This is a genomic window from Achromobacter insolitus (assembly GCF_002209555.1).
Taxonomy (GTDB): domain Bacteria; phylum Pseudomonadota; class Gammaproteobacteria; order Burkholderiales; family Burkholderiaceae_B; genus Achromobacter; species Achromobacter insolitus.
The window spans coordinates 780938-799703 of sequence record NZ_NJIF01000003.1; the positions used below are offsets into that span (position 1 = coordinate 780938).

Consider the following 18766-nt stretch of genomic DNA (forward strand, 5'->3'; position numbering starts at 1 on the left):
AAAGACGCGCTAGTCGCCGTCCGTTTATTGCGCGCCGTCTTCGCTGAGTTGCGCGCTGGTGCGGCCAAAACGGCGCTCGCGCGTGCGATACCAGTCAAAGGCGGCTGCGAGCTCCGCAGCGCCAAAGTCCGGCCAATAGCGGTCCGTGAAGTAGAACTCCGCGTAGGCCATCTGCCAGATCAGGAAATTGGAAATACGCTGTTCGCCGCCGGTGCGGATGAACAGGTCCGGTTCGGGTGCCCATGACATGGACAGGTGGCGCGAAAGGCGCTCCTCGTCCACCAGCTGGGGCTGAGAGGCCAACGCGGGCTCGGCGGCCAGCATGGCGCGAGTGGCCTGCAAGATGTCCCAGCGGCCGCCATAGTTCGCGGCGACCGTCAGGTGCAGGCGGTCGTTGTGGGCGGTGCGTTCCTGCGCCGCGAAGATCAACTCTTGCAGCCGGGGCTCGAAGGCGGACAGGTCGCCAATGACGTGCAGACGCACGCCCTGCTCTTCGAGCTTGCCGATCTCACGCTCCAGCGCCTGCACGAACAAGCGCATCAAGAGCGATACTTCCTCGGCTGGCCTGCGCCAGTTCTCGGAACTGAAGGCGAACAGGGTCAGATAACGCACGCCGGCGCGGCCGCAGGCCTCAACGACACGCCGCACCGCTTGCACGCCCTTGGCGTGCCCCGCAGTACGCGGCAGCAGCCGTCTCGTCGCCCACCGGCCATTGCCATCCATGATGATGGCCACGTGCTCGGGAATGTCGCGAGTAGCGGGAACCGCCTGGGTCGAACTGGTTGCCATTGGTCTGGAGCTGCGCGCGGTGAAACGGCGAAAACGGAAAATACAGGGAGAAAAGCCTGCGCCGTCGGCCCACGGCTACGCAGTGTTGCTGCGGAACAATGGACAGGACGGCGCTCAGGCAGGAAATCCTGGTCCTCGGGATGATACGGCCAGCCGACCATCCCGAGGCATGCAGGAATTATACGGTCATGATTTCCGCTTCTTTCTGCGCGACCATCTTGTCGATGTCGGCCACGTTGCGATCGGTCAGCTTCTGGACGTCGTCCTGCGAACGGCGTTCGTCGTCCTCGGAGATTTCCTTGTCCTTGACCAGCTTCTTCAGCGCTTCGTTGGCTTCGCGGCGCAGGTTGCGCACGGCGACCTTGGCGTCCTCGCCTTCGCTGCGGACCACTTTGGTCAGGTCGCGACGGCGCTCCTCGGTCAGCGCGGGCATCGGCACGCGGATGGTGTCGCCCATCGACATGGGGTTCAGGCCCAGGTCCGATTCGCGGATGGCTTTTTCGATCACGGAGGCCATGTGCTTCTCGTAGGGCTGCACGCTGATGGTGCGAGCGTCGACGAGGTTCACGTTGCCGACCTGGCTGATCGGCACGGGCGAGCCGTAATACTCGACCTGCACGTGGTCCAGGATGCCGGTATGGGCGCGGCCCGTGCGGATCTTGGCCAGGTTGGTCTTGAGCGTGTCAAGCGACTTGGCCATCCTGGCTTCGGCGGATTTGCGGATTTCTGCGACGCTCATGGAATTTCCTTTTCTTTAGACGTGTACCAAAGTGCCTTCGTCTTCGCCGCTGACCACCCGCTTAAGGGCGCCGGACTTATTGATCGAAAACACTTTGATCGGCAGTTTCTGGTCGCGGCACAGCGCGAAGGCCGTGGCGTCCATGACTTCCAGACGGCGGACAATCGCTTCGTCGAAGCTGATGCGCGAGTAACGCGTGGCGGTGGGATCCTTGTTGGGATCCGCGCTGTAGATGCCGTCGACCTTGGTGGCCTTCAGCACGATTTCCGCACCGATCTCGGCGCCGCGCAGCGCGGCAGCGGTGTCCGTGGTGAAGAAGGGATTGCCCGTGCCAGCCGCGAAGATGACGACCTTGCCCTCTTCGAGGTAACGCAGGGCCTTCGGGCGGATGTAGGGTTCGACGACCTGATCGATGTTCAAGGCCGACTGCACGCGGGTGTCGATACCCTTGTGCTTGAGCGCGTCCTGCAGTGCAAGCGCGTTCATGATGGTGGCCATCATGCCCATGTAGTCGGCGGTCGCGCGGTCCATGCCCTGCGCGCCCGGGGCGACGCCACGGAAAATATTGCCCCCGCCGATGACGATGGCCAGTTCTACGCCAGTGGCGGCGACTTCGGCGATCTCATCGGTCATGCGGACGATGGTGGAGCGATTGATGCCGAATGCATCGTCGCCCATCAGCGCCTCGCCGGAAAGTTTGAGAAGAACCCGTTTGTATGCTCTGCTGCTCATAGGTGATATCCCGAAGAACAATCCGACGAAAGTGTAAGACAAGAAATAGGCCGGACTAGAATTTAATCTAGCGCCGGCCTTTAAGCACTACCCTGGGGTCAGGCGCGGCCAGCGGCGGCGGCGGCGACCTCAGCGGCGAAATCGCTGGTCTTCTTCTCGATACCTTCGCCGACAACGAACAGCACGAACTTGCTGATCGAAGCGCCCTTGGCCTTGAGCATCTGCTCGACCGTGGCCTTGTCGTCCTTGACGAACGGCTGCGACAGCAGGGTGACTTCCTTCAGGAACTTCTGCACCGAGCCTTCGACCATCTTGGCGACGATTTCGGCGGGCTTGCCCGATTCAGCGGCCTTCTGCTCGGCAACCGAGCGCTCGGCAGCGATGTCAGCGGGGTTCACGCCGTCAGCGTTCAGGGCCTTGGGCTTGGTGGCGGCGATGTGCATCGCCAGGTCCTTGCCCACTTCCTCGGCGCCCGAGTACTCGACCAGCACGCCGATGCGGCCGCCGTGCACGTAGCTGGCCAGCGCGTTCGGGGTCTCGATGCGTTCGAAGCGGCGGATCGCCATGTTTTCGCCGATCTTGCCGATCAGGGCGGTACGGGTCGATTCGACCGTGCCGTCGCCGTAGGGCAGCGCCGACAGAGCGGCCACGTCGGCCGGGTTCTGCGTGGCGACCAGTTCGGCCAGCTTGTTCACGAAAGCCACGAAATCGTCGTTCTTGGCGACGAAGTCGGTTTCGCAGTTGACTTCGATGACGGCGCCTTTCTTGGCGTCGGCGGAGATGAACAGACCGATCAGGCCTTCAGCGGTGACGCGGGCGGCAGCCTTGCTGGCCTTGTTGCCCAGCTTGACGCGCAGGATTTCCTCGGCGCGGGCCAGGTCGCCCTCGGCTTCCGTCAAGGCCTTCTTGCACTCCATCATGGGGGCGTCGGTCTTTTCGCGCAGTTCCTTGACCAGGGCAGCGGTAATTTCAGCCATGTTTGCTCCAATTTGCTAGAACATGCCCCGGCACACCGGGACAGTGGTTTGATTCGATGGGACATCCGCGATTCGCGGATCAGGAAGATGGGAGCCCACCTTCGCACTGCCGGCGAGGCGGGAGCGGACCCGCATTCGGAACCGCTCCCAGACACTAACCGCCGGACATGACAATAGGCTTAGGCCTGGTTGTCCTGGACTTCGACGAACTCTTCCTGGCCTTCGCCCAGCTCTTCGACCAGACCGTTCAGGTTCTGCTCGCGGCCTTCCAGCACGGCGTCGGCGATGCCCTTGGCGTACAGCGCGATGGCCTTGGCCGAGTCGTCGTTGCCGGGGATCACGTAGTCGATGCCTTCGGGCGAGTGGTTGGTGTCAACCACGGCGACCACGGGGATGCCCAGGGTCTTGGCTTCGGCGATGGCAATCTTGTGATAGCCGACGTCGATCACGAAAATGGCGTCGGGCAGACCGTTCATGTCCTTGATGCCGCCGATCGACTTGTTCAGCTTTTCCAGTTCGCGTTGGAACAGCAGGCCTTCCTTCTTGATCATGCGCTCGGCGCCGCCTTCGGCGACCACGGCTTCCATATCCTTCAGGCGCTTGACCGAGGTCTTCACCGTCTTGAAGTTGGTCAGCATGCCGCCGAGCCAGCGGGCGTCGACGAAAGGCATGCCGCAACGCGCGGCTTCGGCAGCGACCAGCTCGCGAGCAGCGCGCTTGGTGCCGACGAACAGGATGTTGCCACCGCGAGCAGCCAGCTGCTTCACGAACTTGGTGGCTTCCTGGTACTTATCAACCGTCTTTTCGAGGTTGATGATGTGAATCTTGTTGCGATGGCCGAAGATATAGGGGGCCATCTTGGGGTTCCAGTAGCGGGTCTGGTGACCGAAGTGGACACCCGCTTCCAGCATTTCGCGCATCAAAGACATAACTTTCTCCAAGGGTTGATTTCTTGTGCCACACCAGCATCAGCCTCTGGCTGACACCCTGGGTGGTGTTGCACGCGATTTCCCGCCTACGCGGGATGACAAAATTTTAACCGGGCCGACCGATCACTGCCGCAATAACTACAGCGCCTCTGGCGCCTTCTACTACGCTGCCGCGATAAACCCAGACGGCCGCCACGACCAAGAGCCTCACACCGCATGCCTGCAGGCGCTTATCCAGACCCACCAGGAATTTCCTGGAAGTTTCCGGCGGTTTCCCGAAAGCGCACCCGGACCTGTTTTGTTGGCAGCGAAATCCAGCTCTGGAAAATCCAGTTCTTCGCGTTCAAGCGTGGGGATTGAACCCCGGCTTCAGTTCGACCGCGCATCAGACCGTCGGGGCATTTCTTAAGAAAATGCGAACATTTTCAAGAACTTAATCCGACATCCGCACCGAGTCCAGACCCTGAGCCTGCATCGCCGCTCTAAAACATGACCGGGCTTACAAGCACGCCGCGCCCCAGCTTCCGCAAGTCCGTCGGATTGTTGCTGCCACGCCCGCACGGCCAGTTTTTCAGCAAGTTCCCGTTCCATAACCCACGGCCGGCCCCGAATTCGCTCCACAACCTTCGCTTGCGGTGACTTCAGAACCTGCCGCCGATCAGAATCGATCCGCCGCCAAATTACCTGCCGGGCTTGCCTGGTACGCATCAATGCCAAAGGCCTGCACCCGCCGGGTTCAGCCTTTGCCGTAACCCGATTGCTCCCCAAAATTTTAGGGAAGCCTATAATTCTACTATTCTTTCAAGCAGACATTCAAGCGAGACATCGCCAAGCTACTCCATGGGCACTATTACCAACCAAGCCGACCTGGCCAAGATGCGCGCCGCCTGCCAGGACGCCGCCAAAGTCCTCGATTTCATCACCCCGCACGTCAAGCCCGGGGTCACGACCGGGGAACTGGACCGCCTCTGCCTGGAATACCTGACCGACGAACTGGGTGTGAAGTCCGCCACCGTGGGCTATGCGCCCCCGGGCTACCCCCCCTTCCCCGGCGCCATCTGCACCTCGGTCAACCACCAAGTGTGCCACGGCATCCCGGGCGACAAGGTGCTCAAGAACGGGGATTCGCTGAACATCGACGTCACCATCATCAAGGATGGCTGGTTCGGCGACACCAGCCGCATGTACGCCGTGGGTGAACAGTCCATCTTGTCGCGCCGCCTGACCGAGATCACCTTCGAGTGCATGTGGAAGGGAATCCAGCAGGTAAAAAATGGGGCCACGCTCGGCGATATCGGCAACGCCATCCAGAAGCACGCGGAATCCAACGGTTTTTCGGTGGTGCGCGAATTCTGCGGTCACGGCATCGGCCAACGTTTCCATGAAGATCCGCAGGTGCTGCACTATGGCAAACCCGGCACGGGCGTGAAGCTGACGACCGGCATGCTGTTCACCATCGAGCCCATGATCAACGCCGGACGCCGCGAAATCCGCCAACTGTCCGACGGCTGGACGGTCGTGACCCGAGACCACAGCCTGTCCGCGCAATGGGAGCATGCTGTCTGCGTCACGGATACCGGCTACGAGGTTCTGACCCTGTCGCCTGGCATGCCCCAACCGCCCGCCTTCATCACCGACCCCCTCATCATCCCCGCCGTCTGAAGCATCTGCATAGCCACCATGACCGCCGCAACCCTCAGCGCCCTGCGCGAACGCATCCAGGAAGCCCGGCGGACCGCGGTGGCGCAGTTCCGCACCCACCTGCGGCCGGACACTCTGCTGTCCGAGCTGCGCCGCATCGTTGACGCCGCACTGCGGGACCTGGTCAAGCACTGCCCGCTGCCCGCTGGAGCCACCCTGGCCGCCGTGGGCGGTTATGGCCGGGGCGAACTCTACCCTCATTCCGACGTAGACCTGCTCATCCTGCTGCCGCACGCCCCCACCCCGGACGAAGAAGCGGCTATCGAGAAGCTGGTGGCCTCGCTGTGGGACCTGGGCCTGGAGCCCGGGCATAGCGTGCGCACCATCGAAGATTGCGAGCGCGAGGCCGATGCCGACATCACCGTGGAAACCGCCTTGCTGGAATCCCGCTGGCTGGCCGGCAGCCGCACGTTGATGAAGGCGTTCGAGGCTGCCACACGGTCCCGCCTGGACCCGCGCGCCTTCTTTCGCGCCAAGCGCGTCGAAATGCAGCAGCGCCACGCCCGCTACCACGACACGCCCTACGCGCTGGAACCCAATTGCAAGGAGTCGCCCGGGGGGCTGCGCGACCTGCAGGTGATTCTGTGGATGGCAAGGGCGGCGGGCTTTGGCAATAGTTGGCGGTCCGTGGCCCAGGCCGGCCTGCTGACCTCATCCGAGGCGCGCGACCTGCGCCGCGCGGAACAGGCCTTCAAACGCCTGCGCATCGAGCTGCACCTGCTGGCGAACCGGCGTGAAGACCGCGTGCTGTTCGACCTGCAACCCGCGCTGGCCGAGGTCTACGGCATCCACGCCACCGCCACCCGCCGCGGCAGCGAACTACTGATGCAGCGCTACTACTGGGCGGCGCGCCTGGTGACGCAGTTGAACGGCATCCTGGTGCAGAACATCGAAGAACGGCTATTCCCGCGTCCCGACAGCGACGCGCGCGATATCGACGACGATTTCCGCAATCTGCGCGACCGCCTGGACATCATTCGCGACGATGGGTTCGAGCGCAATCCCACCCTGCTGCTGCGCGCCTTCCTGGTAATGCAGCAGCATCCAGAGCTGACCGGCATGTCCGCGCGGACGCTGCGGGCCATTTGGCATTCGCGCCACCGCATCGATGCCCAGTTCCGCCGCAACCCGGTCAACCGCAAGCTGTTCTTGCAGATCCTGCAGCAGCCGCGCGGCATCGTGCACGAACTGCGGCGCATGACCATGCTTAACATCCTGCCGCGCTACTTGCCGGTGTTCCGCCGCATCGTGGGGCAGATGCAGCATGACCTGTTCCACGCCTATACGGTGGACCAGCACACGCTGGCGGTCGTGCGCAACCTGCGCCGCTTTACCATGCCGGAACATGCGCAGGAGTATCCGTTGGCCAGCCAATTGATCGCCAGCCTGGACCGGCACTGGCTGCTGTACGTGGCCGCGCTGTTCCATGACATTGCCAAGGGGCGCGGCGGCGACCACTCCGAGCTGGGCGCACGCGAAGTGCGCAAGTTCGCCCAGGACCACGGAATGGAGCCCGAGGACACCAAGCTGGTCGAGTTCCTGGTCCGCCAGCACCTGCTGATGTCGGCCGTGGCGCAAAAGCGCGACCTGTCCGATCCGGCCGTGGTGCAGGATTTTGCCGCCACCGTGAAGGACGAACGCCATCTGACGGCCCTGTACCTGCTGACGGTGGCCGATATTCGCGGCACCAGCCCCAAGGTCTGGAACGCGTGGAAGGGCAAGCTGCTGGAAGACCTGTACAAGCTGACCCTGGCCGCGCTGGGCGGCGCGCACGCCGACGCGCACACCGTGCTGACCGAACGCAAGGAAGAGGCCGCCCGCCTCACCCGCCTGGCCGGCTTGCGCGACGACGCCCGGGAGGCCTTCTGGAACCAGCTCGACGTGGCCTACTTCCTGCGCCACGACGCCTCGGACATCGCCTGGCACACGCGCCACCTGTACCACCAGGTCGAACCTGCGCAGGCGGTGGTCAAGGCCCGCCCCACCGAACATGGGGAAGGCCTGCAGATCATGGTGTACACCCGGGATGCGCCCGACCTCTTCGTGGCTATTTGCGGCTATTTCGACGCCAAGTCGCTCTCCATCCAGGACGCCCGCATCCACACCACGCGTCACGGCTGGGCGCTGGATAGCTTTATCGTGCTGCTGCCGGAAGGCGCGAGCGACCTGCGCGCCCAGGCCACCCTGGTCGAGCATGAATTGGCGGAGCGTCTGAGGGATCCGCACGCGGCCGCCCAGCAGCAGCCGGCCCGCAGCGGCTACTACGGCCGTGGCCGCCAATCGCGAGTGTCGCGGGTGTTTCCGGTCATGCCGCAGGCCGAACTCCAGCCTGACGAACGCAGCACCTCGTGGCGCTTGTCGGTAACCGCAACCGACCGTCCCGGCCTGCTGCACGCCCTGGCGCGAGTCTTCGCGCGCCACGAAATAAACCTGCTCATGGCCAAGATCATGACGCTGGGCGACCGCGTCGAAGACGTGTTCATCGTGGACGGCTCGGCGCTGGCCCGCCCGCGCAGCCAGATGCAGTTCGAGCGCGACATCCTGGACGCCCTGGCGGGCGAGGAAGCCCAGCAGCGCGCCGCCTGAGCATCGGCGCCTGGCATCGCCAGCGCCGCTGGGACCGCATACAATCCCGGTTTTCGGCCTGGCGATACCGTCCCCATGGAGCTAAACGATTATCTGCGCGTTTTCGGTACCAGCTTCTTTTTCGCGCTGGCCACCCTATTGCCTTTCCTGAATCCGCCCGCGATCGCGCCGATCTTCCTGTCACTGACCGAGGGCGCCTCGTCATCCACCCGCATGGTGCTGGCCAAGCGCGTGGCGATTAACGTCTGCCTGATGCTGATCGTCGCCATGGTCGCGGGCAACGTGCTGCTCAGCTTCTTCGGCATCTCGCTGTCCATCGTGCGGGTCGGCGGCGGCATGCTCGTCATCGCCAGTGCCTGGCGACTGGTGAATTCGCCCGATGCCGACACCGAGCGCGTGGCGCGCATGGCCGAATCCTTCACGCCTGAAATGGCCAAGGCCCGCGCCTTCTATCCCCTGACATTCCCCATCAGCTGCGGCCCCGGCTCCATCGCAGCAGCCATCACCGTCGGGGTGTCGCTGCGGGACCAGAACCACGTACTGAGCCTGCTGCGGCTCGGCGGCTCCATCCCCGGTATCATCGTTGTCTCCGTGACGCTGTACATCTGCCTGCGCTTTGCGGCGCAGATGCTGCATAGGCTGGGGGACAATGGCACGGCCGTGTTCATGCGGCTATCGGCCTTCATCATGCTTTGCCTGGGCGTGCAGATCTTCTGGGAAGGTTCGCGCGAACTGCTGCTGGGTGTATTGCAGCAAGTGATGCAACCAATTCCGATTCCCAAGGCCTAAGCCTGGCCGGATGCAGCGTCCGGCCCCTTTTTCAACCTCTACAGCACAACAATGCCCTCTCGCTCAGAACGCCTGCTCCGCCTGATCGCCCTCTTTTGCTTTGGCGCCGTCGGCGTCGCCCTTGTTTCGCAGCACGTCTTCGACATGCCGCCCTGCGCGTGGTGCGTCATGCAGCGCCTGATCTACCTGGTGATCGGCGTCATCGCTCTAGTGGGCGGATTTGGCGGCGGACGCGTTTTGACCCGCTTGTGCGGTGCGCTGACCGCGCTGCTGTCCCTCAGCGGCATCGCCGCCGCCTGGTACCAATACAGCGTGGCGGCCAACATGCTGTCTTGCGACCAGACCTTCGCCGACCGCTTCATGACCGGCATCGGCCTGGAAAGCGCCGTGCCATGGCTGTTCGGCATCTATGCCACCTGCATGGACGCCAAGGTGCCAGTGCTGGGTATCGAGTACGCCTTGTGGAGCCTGGCCCTCTTCGTCATCATTTTCTTCATGGCTTTGCCCGTCGCCTTCCGGCGCGGCAGTTCGCAGTAAGCACCGTGCGGGCGCAGCCAGAGGATCGGAATGCCGCCGCCCTGCGCCAGCTGGTCCTGGGGCATGCTGCGCTGATGACCTGGCCACGCCTGACGGTGGTGCCGGCACGCTTTTCTTGACCATGACCACTTTGAAGTACCTGACCGGATATCCCGAATCCTTGCTCGCCCAGGCCCGGCAACTGCTTGACCACGGCAAGCTGGGCGCGGCGCTCCTGGCACGCTACCCCGCCGGCCCCCACGACATCCGTACCGACCGGGCGCTGTACCAGTACGTGACAGACCTGAAGAACGCCTACATGCGCAATGGGGACCAAATTAACAAGGTGGCCTTCGACAGCAAGATCCATGTGATCCAGCACGCCCTCGGGCAACACACCTATATCTCGCGCGTGCAGGGTGGCAAGCTCAAGGCCAAACATGAGATCCGGGTGGCGACGTTGTTCAAGACGGTGCCGGCCGAATTCCTGAAGATGATCACGGTGCACGAACTGGCCCATCTGAAGGAGAAGGACCACAACAAGGCCTTCTATAACCTGTGCCTGCGCATGGAGCCGCAATATCATCAGTACGAGTTCGACCTGCGCTTGTACCTGACGCATCTGGACGCCACGCGCGTCGCGTTATGGAAGAGCTCAGCCTGAAATCTCCAGACGCACAGACGCCCGGCCCAAAAAAATGCCGTCCCGAAGGACGGCATTTTTCTTGCTGCCTGGCATCTCAGGCGTCGTTAGCGGCGTAGCCCATGTTGAACTGCAAGCCGCTGGCGCCCCCTTCCTCGCCCGGTTCGGCGCGGGACTGGCCCAGGCGGGCCAGGTACTCGGGGGTGATGTCTCCCGTGACGTACTGGCCGTCAAAGCACGAGGCTTCGAAGCGGGACAGCTTGGGATTGATGTCGCGGACGGCCTGTTGCATGTCATTCAGGTCTTGGTAGACCAACGAATCGGCGCCGATCGCGCGGGCGATTTCCTCGTCGCTGCGGCCGGTGGCGATCAGTTCGCTCTGCGTGGGCATGTCGATGCCATAAACGTTCGGGAAACGGACCGGAGGCGCGGCCGAAGCGAAATACACCTTGTTGGCGCCGGCGGCGCGGGCCATGTCCACGATCTCGCGGCTGGTGGTGCCGCGCACGATGGAGTCATCCACCAGCAGCACGTTCTTGCCCTTGAACTCCATGCCGATGGCATTGAGCTTCTGGCGCACCGATTTACGGCGCACGGCCTGGCCCGGCATGATGAAGGTACGGCCGACGTAGCGGTTCTTGATCAGGCCTTCGCGGTAATCCAGGTTCAGGCGCGCGGCCAGCTGCATGGCGGCGGGACGCGAGGAGTCCGGAATCGGCATGACGACGTCGATGTCGCCCAGACGCATGTTGCGCGCCACCTTGTCGGCCAGGTACTCACCCATGCGCAAACGGGCGTCGTACACCGACACGCCATCAATCAATGAATCCGGACGCGCGAAGTACACGTATTCGAAAATGCAGGGCACCAGTTGCGGATTGTCGGCGCATTGGCGGCTGACGAAGCGTCCGTCCAGATCAACGAACACCGCTTCGCCGGGCTCGACGTCACGCACGAAGGCAAAGCCGCTGCCTTCCAGCGCCACGGATTCCGAAGCAACCATCCACTCGACGCCCTCTTCGGTTTCCTGGCGGCCGATGCACAGCGGACGGATACCGTTGGGATCGCGGAAAGCCAGCAAGCCATAGCCGGAGATCTGCGCCACCACGGCATACGCGCCGCGCACGCGCTTGTGCAAGGCGGACACTGCGCGGAATATGGCGTCGTCGTCCAGGGACACACCATTGGCCGACGACTGCAGCTCGTGAGCCAGCACGTTCAGCAGGACTTCGGAATCGGAGTTGGTATTGATGTGGCGGCGGTCGACCCGGTAGAGCGATTCGCGCAGTTCACGCCAGTTGGTCAGGTTGCCGTTATGGGCGAACATGATGCCGAACGGCGCATTGACGTAGAACGGCTGGGCCTCTTCCTCACTGGCGCTGGAACCGGCGGTGGGATAGCGGACCTGGCCCACACCCGACGTACCCGGCAGCGCGCGCATGTTGCGCGTGCGGAAGACGTCGCGCACCAGGCCGTGCGCCTTGTACATATTGAATTGGTTGCCCTGCGATGTCGCGATGCCCGCGGCGTCCTGCCCGCGATGCTGCAACAGCAGCAAGCTGTCATAGAGCAGTTGGTTGACCGGCCCGCGCCCGATGACCCCTACGATTCCACACATGGTGAGATTTCCTGGTTGATGTAAAGCTAATCAATACGGCAGCCACGTCGCCAGGGACGGCGGCAGCCACGTCTTGATATGTTTGATGGCCTCGATGGCCGAATGCGAAAACATGGCGTCCTTCCACCACGGCTCTTCCGGCAGCGGCGTGTAACCTGCGGCGGCGACCAGCGCCAGCACGATCAACAGGCCACGAGCCAGCCCGAACATCCCGCCCAAGCCGTGGTCGGCGGGACCCAGTCCGGTACTGCGGATCAGGGCGGCAAGCGTCATGTTGACCAACCCCACGCCAAGCAGCACGATGATGAACACCGCAGCGTACGAAACTCCCATGCGCAGCAGCGTCGTTTCAATATAGGGCTCCAGCCAGACATAGACTGTGGGGCCCCACCATATCGCGGCCACGAAAGCCAGCAGATAGGCGACCAGCGACAGCACCTCTTTGAGCAGGCCACGCACCAGGCCCAGCACACCCGAAACCGCCAGGATGGCCAGCACGACGAAGTCGAAGCCGGTCACTATTGGGCGGCAATGAAACCATTGTCATAGCCCAGGGTGCGCAACCGCGCCTGGGCCGCCTGCGCCGCCTCGCGAGAGGGGAACGGCCCCACCCGCAGACGGTACTGCTGTTTGCCGTTGATGGTGGCCTGTTCGACGAACGCGTTGGTCACGCCGGCCTGGTGCAGCTTGCTGCGCCGCGACTGGGCGTCCTCGGACGTGGTGTAGGCAGCAATTTGCAATACGAAGTTCCCTTTGGCGGCCGGCTTGGGCGCGGGCGTGGCGGGCGCGGGGCGTCCTTCCAGCAGCGCCAGCGCGCGCGCGCCGTCGTCCGAACGGTTGTCGGGCTTGGCCGGCGTCGCGGGCTTGGGCTCGGGCTTGGGCGGCGTGGCCGGCTTGGGTTCGGGCTTGGGCGGGGTGGTGGCCGCGGTCGCAGGCGGAGTCGCGGGCTGCGCCGCAGGAGGCGTGCTCGGCGTGGCCGTTGCTGGCGGCTGCTCGGAAGTCAGCGGAGGCGGCGTGGGGATGGCCGAAGGGTCCGTCGGCGCGGCGCTGCCCGGCGCGGGCGTTTGCGGCGCGGCGACTTGGGGCTCGGTCACTTGCGGCTGGAACGGCGTGTTGCGGTCCGGCACCCTGATGGGAATGTTGTCGTCGACCGGCGTGGGCTGCGAATCCAGCACCATGGGCAGGATGATGACGGCGGCGAGTACCAGTGCGACAGCGCCTGCCAGCCTGCGCCGCGCGCGGCCGCGCAGCTCCGCAGCCTGCACCTCGCTGGGCACTGCCGCCCGCTTGGAGGACTGCGCCTGATCGGCAGGATCTTTGCGTTTGAAAAAACCCATGGAGGAGAATTCCTTGCGGCGATATGGCGGCGGGCCGCCTGGACGCGATTGACCCGCTGCTGCCTATGCCTTGCGACCCAGAGCCTGCAAAACCGAGGCTACGGTGAGAAACGAGCCGAACACCACGATTCTATCATTCTCCCCCGCCCGTTCGCGCGCCGCCGCAAAGGCCTGCGCGGGATCCGCATACGAGGAGATGCCCGGCTTTTCGCCCCCCGCGGGTGTGGGCGGCAGCGCCGCGGCCACCTGTTGCGCAAGCGCTTCCCCCGTCGTGCCGCGCGGCCCCGGCAGACCCGCGCAGTACCAGTTGTCGATGCGCGTGCCGAGCTTGGCGATCACCCCGGCCAGGTCCTTGTCGTTCAGCATGCCGAATACCGCATGGGTATAGGGATGGAAACCCATGTTATCGAGGTTCTGCGCCAGCACCGCCGCCGCATGCGGGTTATGCGCCACGTCCAGGATGACCGCGGGCTGGCCCGGCAGGATCTGAAAGCGCCCCGGCAGCGAGGCCTGCAACAGTCCCAGGCGCACCGCCTGTTGCGGTATCGGCAGGCGGTCGCGCACCGACTCCAGCGCCGCAAGCGCCGCCGAAGCATTCAGCAACTGATTGGCGCCGCGCAGCGCCGGATAGGCCAGCGAATTGCGGCGCTGTTCGCGTCCACCGTAAGCCCACTGCTGGCGATCGCCGGAATAGTTGAAATCACGGCCGAAGAGCCAGAGGTCGGCGCCGATTTCCTGGACATGGTCCAGCAGCGATTGCGGAGGCATGGGATCGCTGCAGATGGCCGGCCGCCCGCTGCGGTAGATGTGGGCTTTCTCGAAGCCGATCTTTTCACGCGTGTCGCCCAACCAGTCGGTGTGGTCCAGGTCGACACTGGTGACGATGGAGCAATCGGCATCGACGATGTTCACGGCGTCCAGGCGACCGCCCAGGCCGACCTCCAGCACCACGGCGTCCAGCCTGGACTGCGAAAAGAGGCGCAGGATGGCCAAGGTGGTGAATTCGAAATAGGTCAGCGAGACCTCGCCGCGGGCGGCTTCAACCGCCTGGAACTGGGCGATCAACGCCTCGTCCGTGGCGATCTGGCCATTGATGCGGGCACGTTCATTGAAGTCGATCAGATGGGGCGAAGTGTAGAGCCCGACCTTGTAGCCGGCCGCGAGCAGGATCGCTTCCAGCATGGCACAGGTGGACCCCTTGCCATTGGTGCCGCCGACGACGAACTTCACCCCGGACAACGCCAGCCCCATCCGGCCGGCCACTTCCCGCACCCGGTCCAGCCCCATGTCGATGGCAGTGGCGTGGATCGATTCCAGGTACTGCAGCCAATCGGGCAAGGTGGCGGAGGCGTCGGGCGTGCGGGCAGAAGACATGACTGGGCCGAGAGTGAAATAAGCCTTCGATTTTAGCAGTCCACGCACCGTGTTTTCCCTAATCCCCCAGGGAGCGACAAGGTATCCATCGCTAAAAACCGCTTGCCGATATTTTTTCCATACATAAAAATAATTTCACGTATGAAAATTTATTCGGACTGAACATGACACAACGCAAGACCCCGGCCTGGCTCGTGCGCGAGGCCTCCGTGCCCGGCTATCACCCTGCCAACCACACCGGCACCCTGAACCGCCGCCTGATCGGCCCCGACACCGTGGGCGCCCGCGGGGTGGAAGTGCTGCTGGGCGTCATCGACAAAGGCAAAGGAGCCTTGCCGCACGCCCATCCCGGCATCGAGCAGGTCTGCTACTTGCTTTCCGGCACGGCGCGGGCCCAAGTCCAGGACGAATGGGCCGACATGGGTCCCGGAGACTGCTGCTATTTCCCGCCGGACGTTCCGCACGTATTCACGGTCACGAGCGATGAGCCTGCCCGTCTGCTGGTGATCTACACCCCCCCTTATGAAGAATCCCCCGACCGCGTGATCCGCGGCTTTCCGGCGCCCCCCGCAGCCGCCTGAAGCGGCACAGCCTCAGGCCGCGGACGCAGAAACCGCGCCTGGATTCCAAACCTGGAGACAACCCAATGAAAGTCCTGCCCCTGCTGGGCGCCGCCCTGATGAGCGGCGCGGCCCTGTTCACCGCGCCCGCCGCGCATGCCGCCGATTACCCAGCCAAACCCATCACCCTGATCGTTCCCTTTCCCGCCGGGTCGGGCACCGACGCAGTGGGCCGCATCTTCGGCGCCGAGCTCGCTACCATCCTGGGCCAGCAGGTCGTGGTGGAGAACAAACCTGGAGCCAATGCCACCATCGCGGCCAACTACGTGGCGCGCGCCAAGCCCGACGGCTACACGCTGTTCGTCACCACCAATACCTCTCATTCGGCCGCGCCATGGCTGATGAAAAACGTGCCGTACGACCCGGTCAAGGATTTCACCCCCATCGCCCGCGGCGGCAACCTGCCCTTCATTCTGGTCGTCAACCCGAAGCGCCCATGGAAAACGGTGGGCGAATTGGTGGCCGACGCCCGCCAGCGCCCCGGCCGCATTACCTATGCCAGCGGGAACAGCACCGGCATCGTCGCGGGCGCCACCCTGGCCAACCGCGCCAAGATCGACCTCCTGCATGTGCCCTATAAGGGCACGCCACAGGGGCTGACCGACGTAGTGGGCGGGCAGGTCGACTTCATGTTTACCGACCTCGCTTCCGGTTTGCCGTTCGTGCAGTCGGGCCAATTGCGCGCTCTGGCGGTGTCGACCGCGCAACGCAGCGCCATCGTGCCCGACCTGCCGTCCATGGCCGAATCCGGCGTGCAGGACTTCGACCTGAACTCCTGGAATGGCTATTTCGGCCCGGCCGGCATGCCGCCGGAAATCGTGGCCCAGCTGAATGCGGCGATCAACCAGGTGGTCGCCAAGCCCGACGTGCAAAAACGCCTGGCCGGCCTGGGGTTCGACGCGTTCTCCAGCACACCGCAAGCCTTCGCCCAGTTCGTGAGTGCGCAACTGGACCTGTGGGGCAAGCTGATCCGTGACGCAGGAATCGAGCAGCAATGAGCGACAAGGCACAATCCGAAGCGCCTGCGGCCGGCCCGCTGGCGGGCCTGCGCATCCTGGACTTGAGCACGGTCGTCATGGGCCCCTACGCCACTCAGGTCCTGGCCGACCTGGGCGCCGACGTCATCAAGGTCGAACCGCCCGCGGGCGACAACATGCGGGCGGTCGGCCCCATGCGCAATCCGGGGATGGGCCATATCTATTTGCACCTGAACCGCAACAAGCGGTCCATCGTGCTGGACCTGAAGACGCCAGAAGGCCTTACGGCCTGCCTGAAGCTGGCCGAAGACTGCGACGCCCTGCTCTACAACATCCGCCCCCAGGCGATGGCCCGGCTCGGTTTGTCCTACGAAGCCGTGGCAGCGCGCAATCCCCGCATCATTTACCTGGGCGCCTATGGCTATGGCGAGGCCGGTCCCTATGCAGGACGGCCCGCCTACGATGACCTGATCCAGGGACAGACCGGCATTGCCGCCCTATCCGCCCAACAGAGCGCAGATGTGCCGCGTTACGCACCGCTCACCCTGGCCGACCGCGCGGTGGGCTTGCATGTCGGCATCGCGCTGTTGTCCGCGGTGCTGCATGCACGCGGCACAGGGCGGGGCCAACAGGTCGAACTTCCCATGTTCGAAGGCATGGCTCACCTTGTGCTGGGCGACCATCTGGGCGGCGCGACCTTCGATCCGCCGATGGGCCCTACCGGCTATGCCCGCCTGCTGGCGCCGCACCGGCGCCCCTACGCCACCGCTGACGGCTACATCTGCCTGCTTATCTACAACGACAAGCATTGGCGCAACTTCTTCGATCTGATCGGCCGGCCCGAGCTGTCGCAAGACCCGCGTTTCAGTTCGCACGGCGCGCGCGCCGCCCACATCAGCGAGGTCTACGCCTTTGTCGCCGACGTCATCGCCACCCGGCCCAGCCAGGACTGGCTGGAAGGACTGGCGCGGGCGGACATCCCCGCCTCGCCGCTCTATACCGTGGACGATCTGCTGCAGGATGAACATCTGGCCGCGACCGGCTTTATCCGGACCATGGACCACCCCAGCGAAGGCCCCATCCGCACAACCGCTCCTCTCGGCAAATACGAAAGCACTCCCACCTCCATACGCCGCCCCGCCCCCAGGCTGGGCCAACACAGCCGCGAAGTGCTGGCCGAGGCCGGCTACGACCATGCCTGCATCGACGCCTTGGCGGCCCGCGGCATCACTCACGATGGAAACGACTGATGGACTTTGAATTCACCCCAGAACAGCTGGCGCTGCGAGATGCCGTCTCCCGAATCTGCGAACGCTATCCGGATGAATACTGGCTGGAGCGCGACCGCGAAGGCGGCTTCCCGGAGCCCCTGCATGCCGATCTGGCTCGCGACGGCTGGCTGGGCATCGCCATGCCCCAAGAATATGGCGGCGCGGGGCTGGGCATGACCGAAGCGGCGCTGATGATGCAAACCATTGCGGCTTCCGGCGCAGGCTTTACCGGCGCCTCGGCCGTCCATATGAACATCTTCGGCCTGAACCCGGTCGTGGTCTTTGGCAGCGACGAGCAGCGCCGCCGCTGGCTGGAACCCTTGATCGCCGGCCGCGAGAAAGCCTGCTTCGCGGTGACCGAACCGGACGCCGGGCTGGACACCACCAAGCTGCGTACCCGCGCCGAACGCCAAGGCGATGAATATGTCGTGCATGGCCGCAAGATCTGGATATCTACCGCCCAGGTCGCCCACAAAATGCTGCTGTTGGCGCGCACCACCCCGCTATCCGATGTCGAAAAACCGACGCAGGGACTGTCGCTGTTTTATACGGACCTGAACCGCGACAAGATTGAAGTGCGTGAAATCGAGAAAATGGGCCGCAAGGCGGTGGACTCGAACATGCTCTTCATCGATGGCCTGCGCATTCCCGTGGCCGACCGCATCGGCGAGGAAGGGCGAGGGTTTGAGTACATCCTGCACGGCCTGAATCCCGAGCGCATCCTCATCGCGGCGGAAGCGGTGGGCATCGGCCGCGCAGCACTGGAACGCGCCGTGAAATACGCGGGCGAGCGTACGGTGTTCGGCCGCCCGATAGGCCAGAACCAGGGGATCCAGCATCCGTTGGCTCAGGCCTGGATGCAGCTGGAAGCGGCGGATCTGATGGTTTTCAAGGCTGCCAGCCTCTATGACGCAGGCAAGCCTTGCGGTCCCTATGCCAACTCGGCCAAGTATCTTGCGGCCGAAGCCGGCTACAACGCCTGCCAGACCGCCGTCATGACTCTGGGCGGCATGGGCTACGCCAAGGAATACCACGTAGAGCGCCTGCTGCGCGAGAGCTTCATTCCCCGCATCGCGCCGGTCAGCCCGCAACTGATCATGTGCTTCATAGCGGAAAAAGTGCTGGGGCTGCCCAAGTCCTACTGAGAGCCGCAGATCCCCGCCGGGGC

Annotated in this window: 18 protein-coding genes; 9 read left to right on the plus strand and 9 right to left on the minus strand. The window is 64.1% G+C overall.

Annotated elements, in window-relative coordinates; all coding sequences use genetic code 11:
• Positions 1–24 precede the first annotated feature (24 nt).
• From uppS to rpsB, 5 genes are all read right to left on the minus strand, one after another.
• Positions 25–789, minus strand: a complete 765-nt coding sequence (uppS, locus tag CEY08_RS13790) for a polyprenyl diphosphate synthase (RefSeq protein WP_063640833.1) — start codon at positions 787–789, stop codon at positions 25–27.
• 178 nt (positions 790–967) lie between these two features.
• On the minus strand, positions 968–1528 hold the full coding sequence (gene frr / locus CEY08_RS13795) for a ribosome recycling factor (RefSeq protein WP_063640834.1): 561 nt from the start codon (positions 1526–1528) through the stop codon (positions 968–970).
• A gap of 15 nt (positions 1529–1543) precedes the next feature.
• Positions 1544–2260: a UMP kinase gene (gene pyrH, locus CEY08_RS13800; RefSeq protein WP_008167708.1), complete on the minus strand. Its 717-nt coding sequence runs from the start codon at positions 2258–2260 to the stop codon at positions 1544–1546.
• A gap of 98 nt (positions 2261–2358) precedes the next feature.
• Positions 2359–3237, minus strand: a complete 879-nt coding sequence (gene tsf / locus CEY08_RS13805; protein ID WP_042793321.1) for a translation elongation factor Ts — start codon at positions 3235–3237, stop codon at positions 2359–2361.
• Between the two features lie 179 nt (positions 3238–3416).
• On the minus strand, positions 3417–4166 hold the full coding sequence (gene rpsB / locus CEY08_RS13810) for a 30S ribosomal protein S2 (RefSeq protein ID WP_042793320.1): 750 nt from the start codon (positions 4164–4166) through the stop codon (positions 3417–3419).
• Between the two features lie 840 nt (positions 4167–5006).
• Here rpsB and map point away from each other — a divergent pair.
• The 5 genes from map to CEY08_RS13835 all read left to right on the plus strand — a co-directional run bounded on the left by map (position 5007) and on the right by CEY08_RS13835 (position 10422).
• Positions 5007–5828, plus strand: a complete 822-nt coding sequence (gene map / locus CEY08_RS13815; RefSeq protein WP_076813087.1) for a type I methionyl aminopeptidase — start codon at positions 5007–5009, stop codon at positions 5826–5828.
• 18 nt (positions 5829–5846) lie between these two features.
• A complete protein-coding gene (locus tag CEY08_RS13820; protein WP_063640835.1) occupies positions 5847–8453 on the plus strand; it encodes a [protein-PII] uridylyltransferase in 2607 nt (868 codons plus the stop codon).
• A 75-nt stretch (positions 8454–8528) separates the two neighbouring features.
• Positions 8529–9242: a MarC family protein gene (locus tag CEY08_RS13825; RefSeq protein WP_059380355.1), complete on the plus strand. Its 714-nt coding sequence runs from the start codon at positions 8529–8531 to the stop codon at positions 9240–9242.
• A 51-nt stretch (positions 9243–9293) separates the two neighbouring features.
• Positions 9294–9779: a disulfide bond formation protein B gene (locus CEY08_RS13830; RefSeq protein ID WP_063640836.1), complete on the plus strand. Its 486-nt coding sequence runs from the start codon at positions 9294–9296 to the stop codon at positions 9777–9779.
• Positions 9780–9900: 121 nt separating this feature from the next.
• Positions 9901–10422, plus strand: a complete 522-nt coding sequence (locus tag CEY08_RS13835; protein WP_076817631.1) for a M48 metallopeptidase family protein — start codon at positions 9901–9903, stop codon at positions 10420–10422.
• Between the two features lie 76 nt (positions 10423–10498).
• Here the strand turns inward: CEY08_RS13835 and purF are convergent, their stop codons facing one another.
• From purF to folC, 4 genes are all read right to left on the minus strand, one after another.
• Positions 10499–12019 carry an amidophosphoribosyltransferase gene (gene purF, locus CEY08_RS13840; RefSeq protein WP_042793316.1) on the minus strand — a complete coding sequence of 507 codons (1521 nt, stop codon included), beginning with the start codon at positions 12017–12019 and terminating at the stop codon, positions 10499–10501.
• Between the two features lie 30 nt (positions 12020–12049).
• Positions 12050–12538 (minus strand): CvpA family protein, encoded by a 489-nt coding sequence (locus tag CEY08_RS13845; RefSeq protein ID WP_042793315.1) that lies wholly within the window; start codon positions 12536–12538, stop codon positions 12050–12052.
• Complete coding sequence (locus CEY08_RS13850) at positions 12538–13356, minus strand: SPOR domain-containing protein (RefSeq protein ID WP_063640838.1); 819 nt, start codon at positions 13354–13356, stop codon at positions 12538–12540. The genes CEY08_RS13845 and CEY08_RS13850 overlap by 1 nt, the downstream gene beginning before the upstream one ends.
• A 63-nt stretch (positions 13357–13419) precedes the next feature.
• Complete coding sequence (folC, locus tag CEY08_RS13855) at positions 13420–14730, minus strand: bifunctional tetrahydrofolate synthase/dihydrofolate synthase (RefSeq protein ID WP_063960964.1); 1311 nt, start codon at positions 14728–14730, stop codon at positions 13420–13422.
• A gap of 164 nt (positions 14731–14894) precedes the next feature.
• On the opposite strand from folC, the gene CEY08_RS13860 reads away from it, so the two are divergent.
• The 4 genes from CEY08_RS13860 to CEY08_RS13875 all read left to right on the plus strand — a co-directional run bounded on the left by CEY08_RS13860 (position 14895) and on the right by CEY08_RS13875 (position 18743).
• Positions 14895–15311, plus strand: a complete 417-nt coding sequence (locus tag CEY08_RS13860) for a cupin domain-containing protein (protein ID WP_063640840.1) — start codon at positions 14895–14897, stop codon at positions 15309–15311.
• Positions 15312–15376: 65 nt separating this feature from the next.
• On the plus strand, positions 15377–16348 hold the full coding sequence (locus CEY08_RS13865; protein WP_076813084.1) for a Bug family tripartite tricarboxylate transporter substrate binding protein: 972 nt from the start codon (positions 15377–15379) through the stop codon (positions 16346–16348).
• Positions 16345–17577: a CaiB/BaiF CoA transferase family protein gene (locus tag CEY08_RS13870; RefSeq protein ID WP_076813081.1), complete on the plus strand. Its 1233-nt coding sequence runs from the start codon at positions 16345–16347 to the stop codon at positions 17575–17577. Before CEY08_RS13865 ends, CEY08_RS13870 begins: the two co-directional genes overlap by 4 nt.
• A complete protein-coding gene (locus CEY08_RS13875; protein WP_042793311.1) occupies positions 17577–18743 on the plus strand; it encodes an acyl-CoA dehydrogenase family protein in 1167 nt (388 codons plus the stop codon). The genes CEY08_RS13870 and CEY08_RS13875 overlap by 1 nt, the downstream gene beginning before the upstream one ends.
• The last annotated feature ends 23 nt before the right edge of the window (positions 18744–18766 follow it).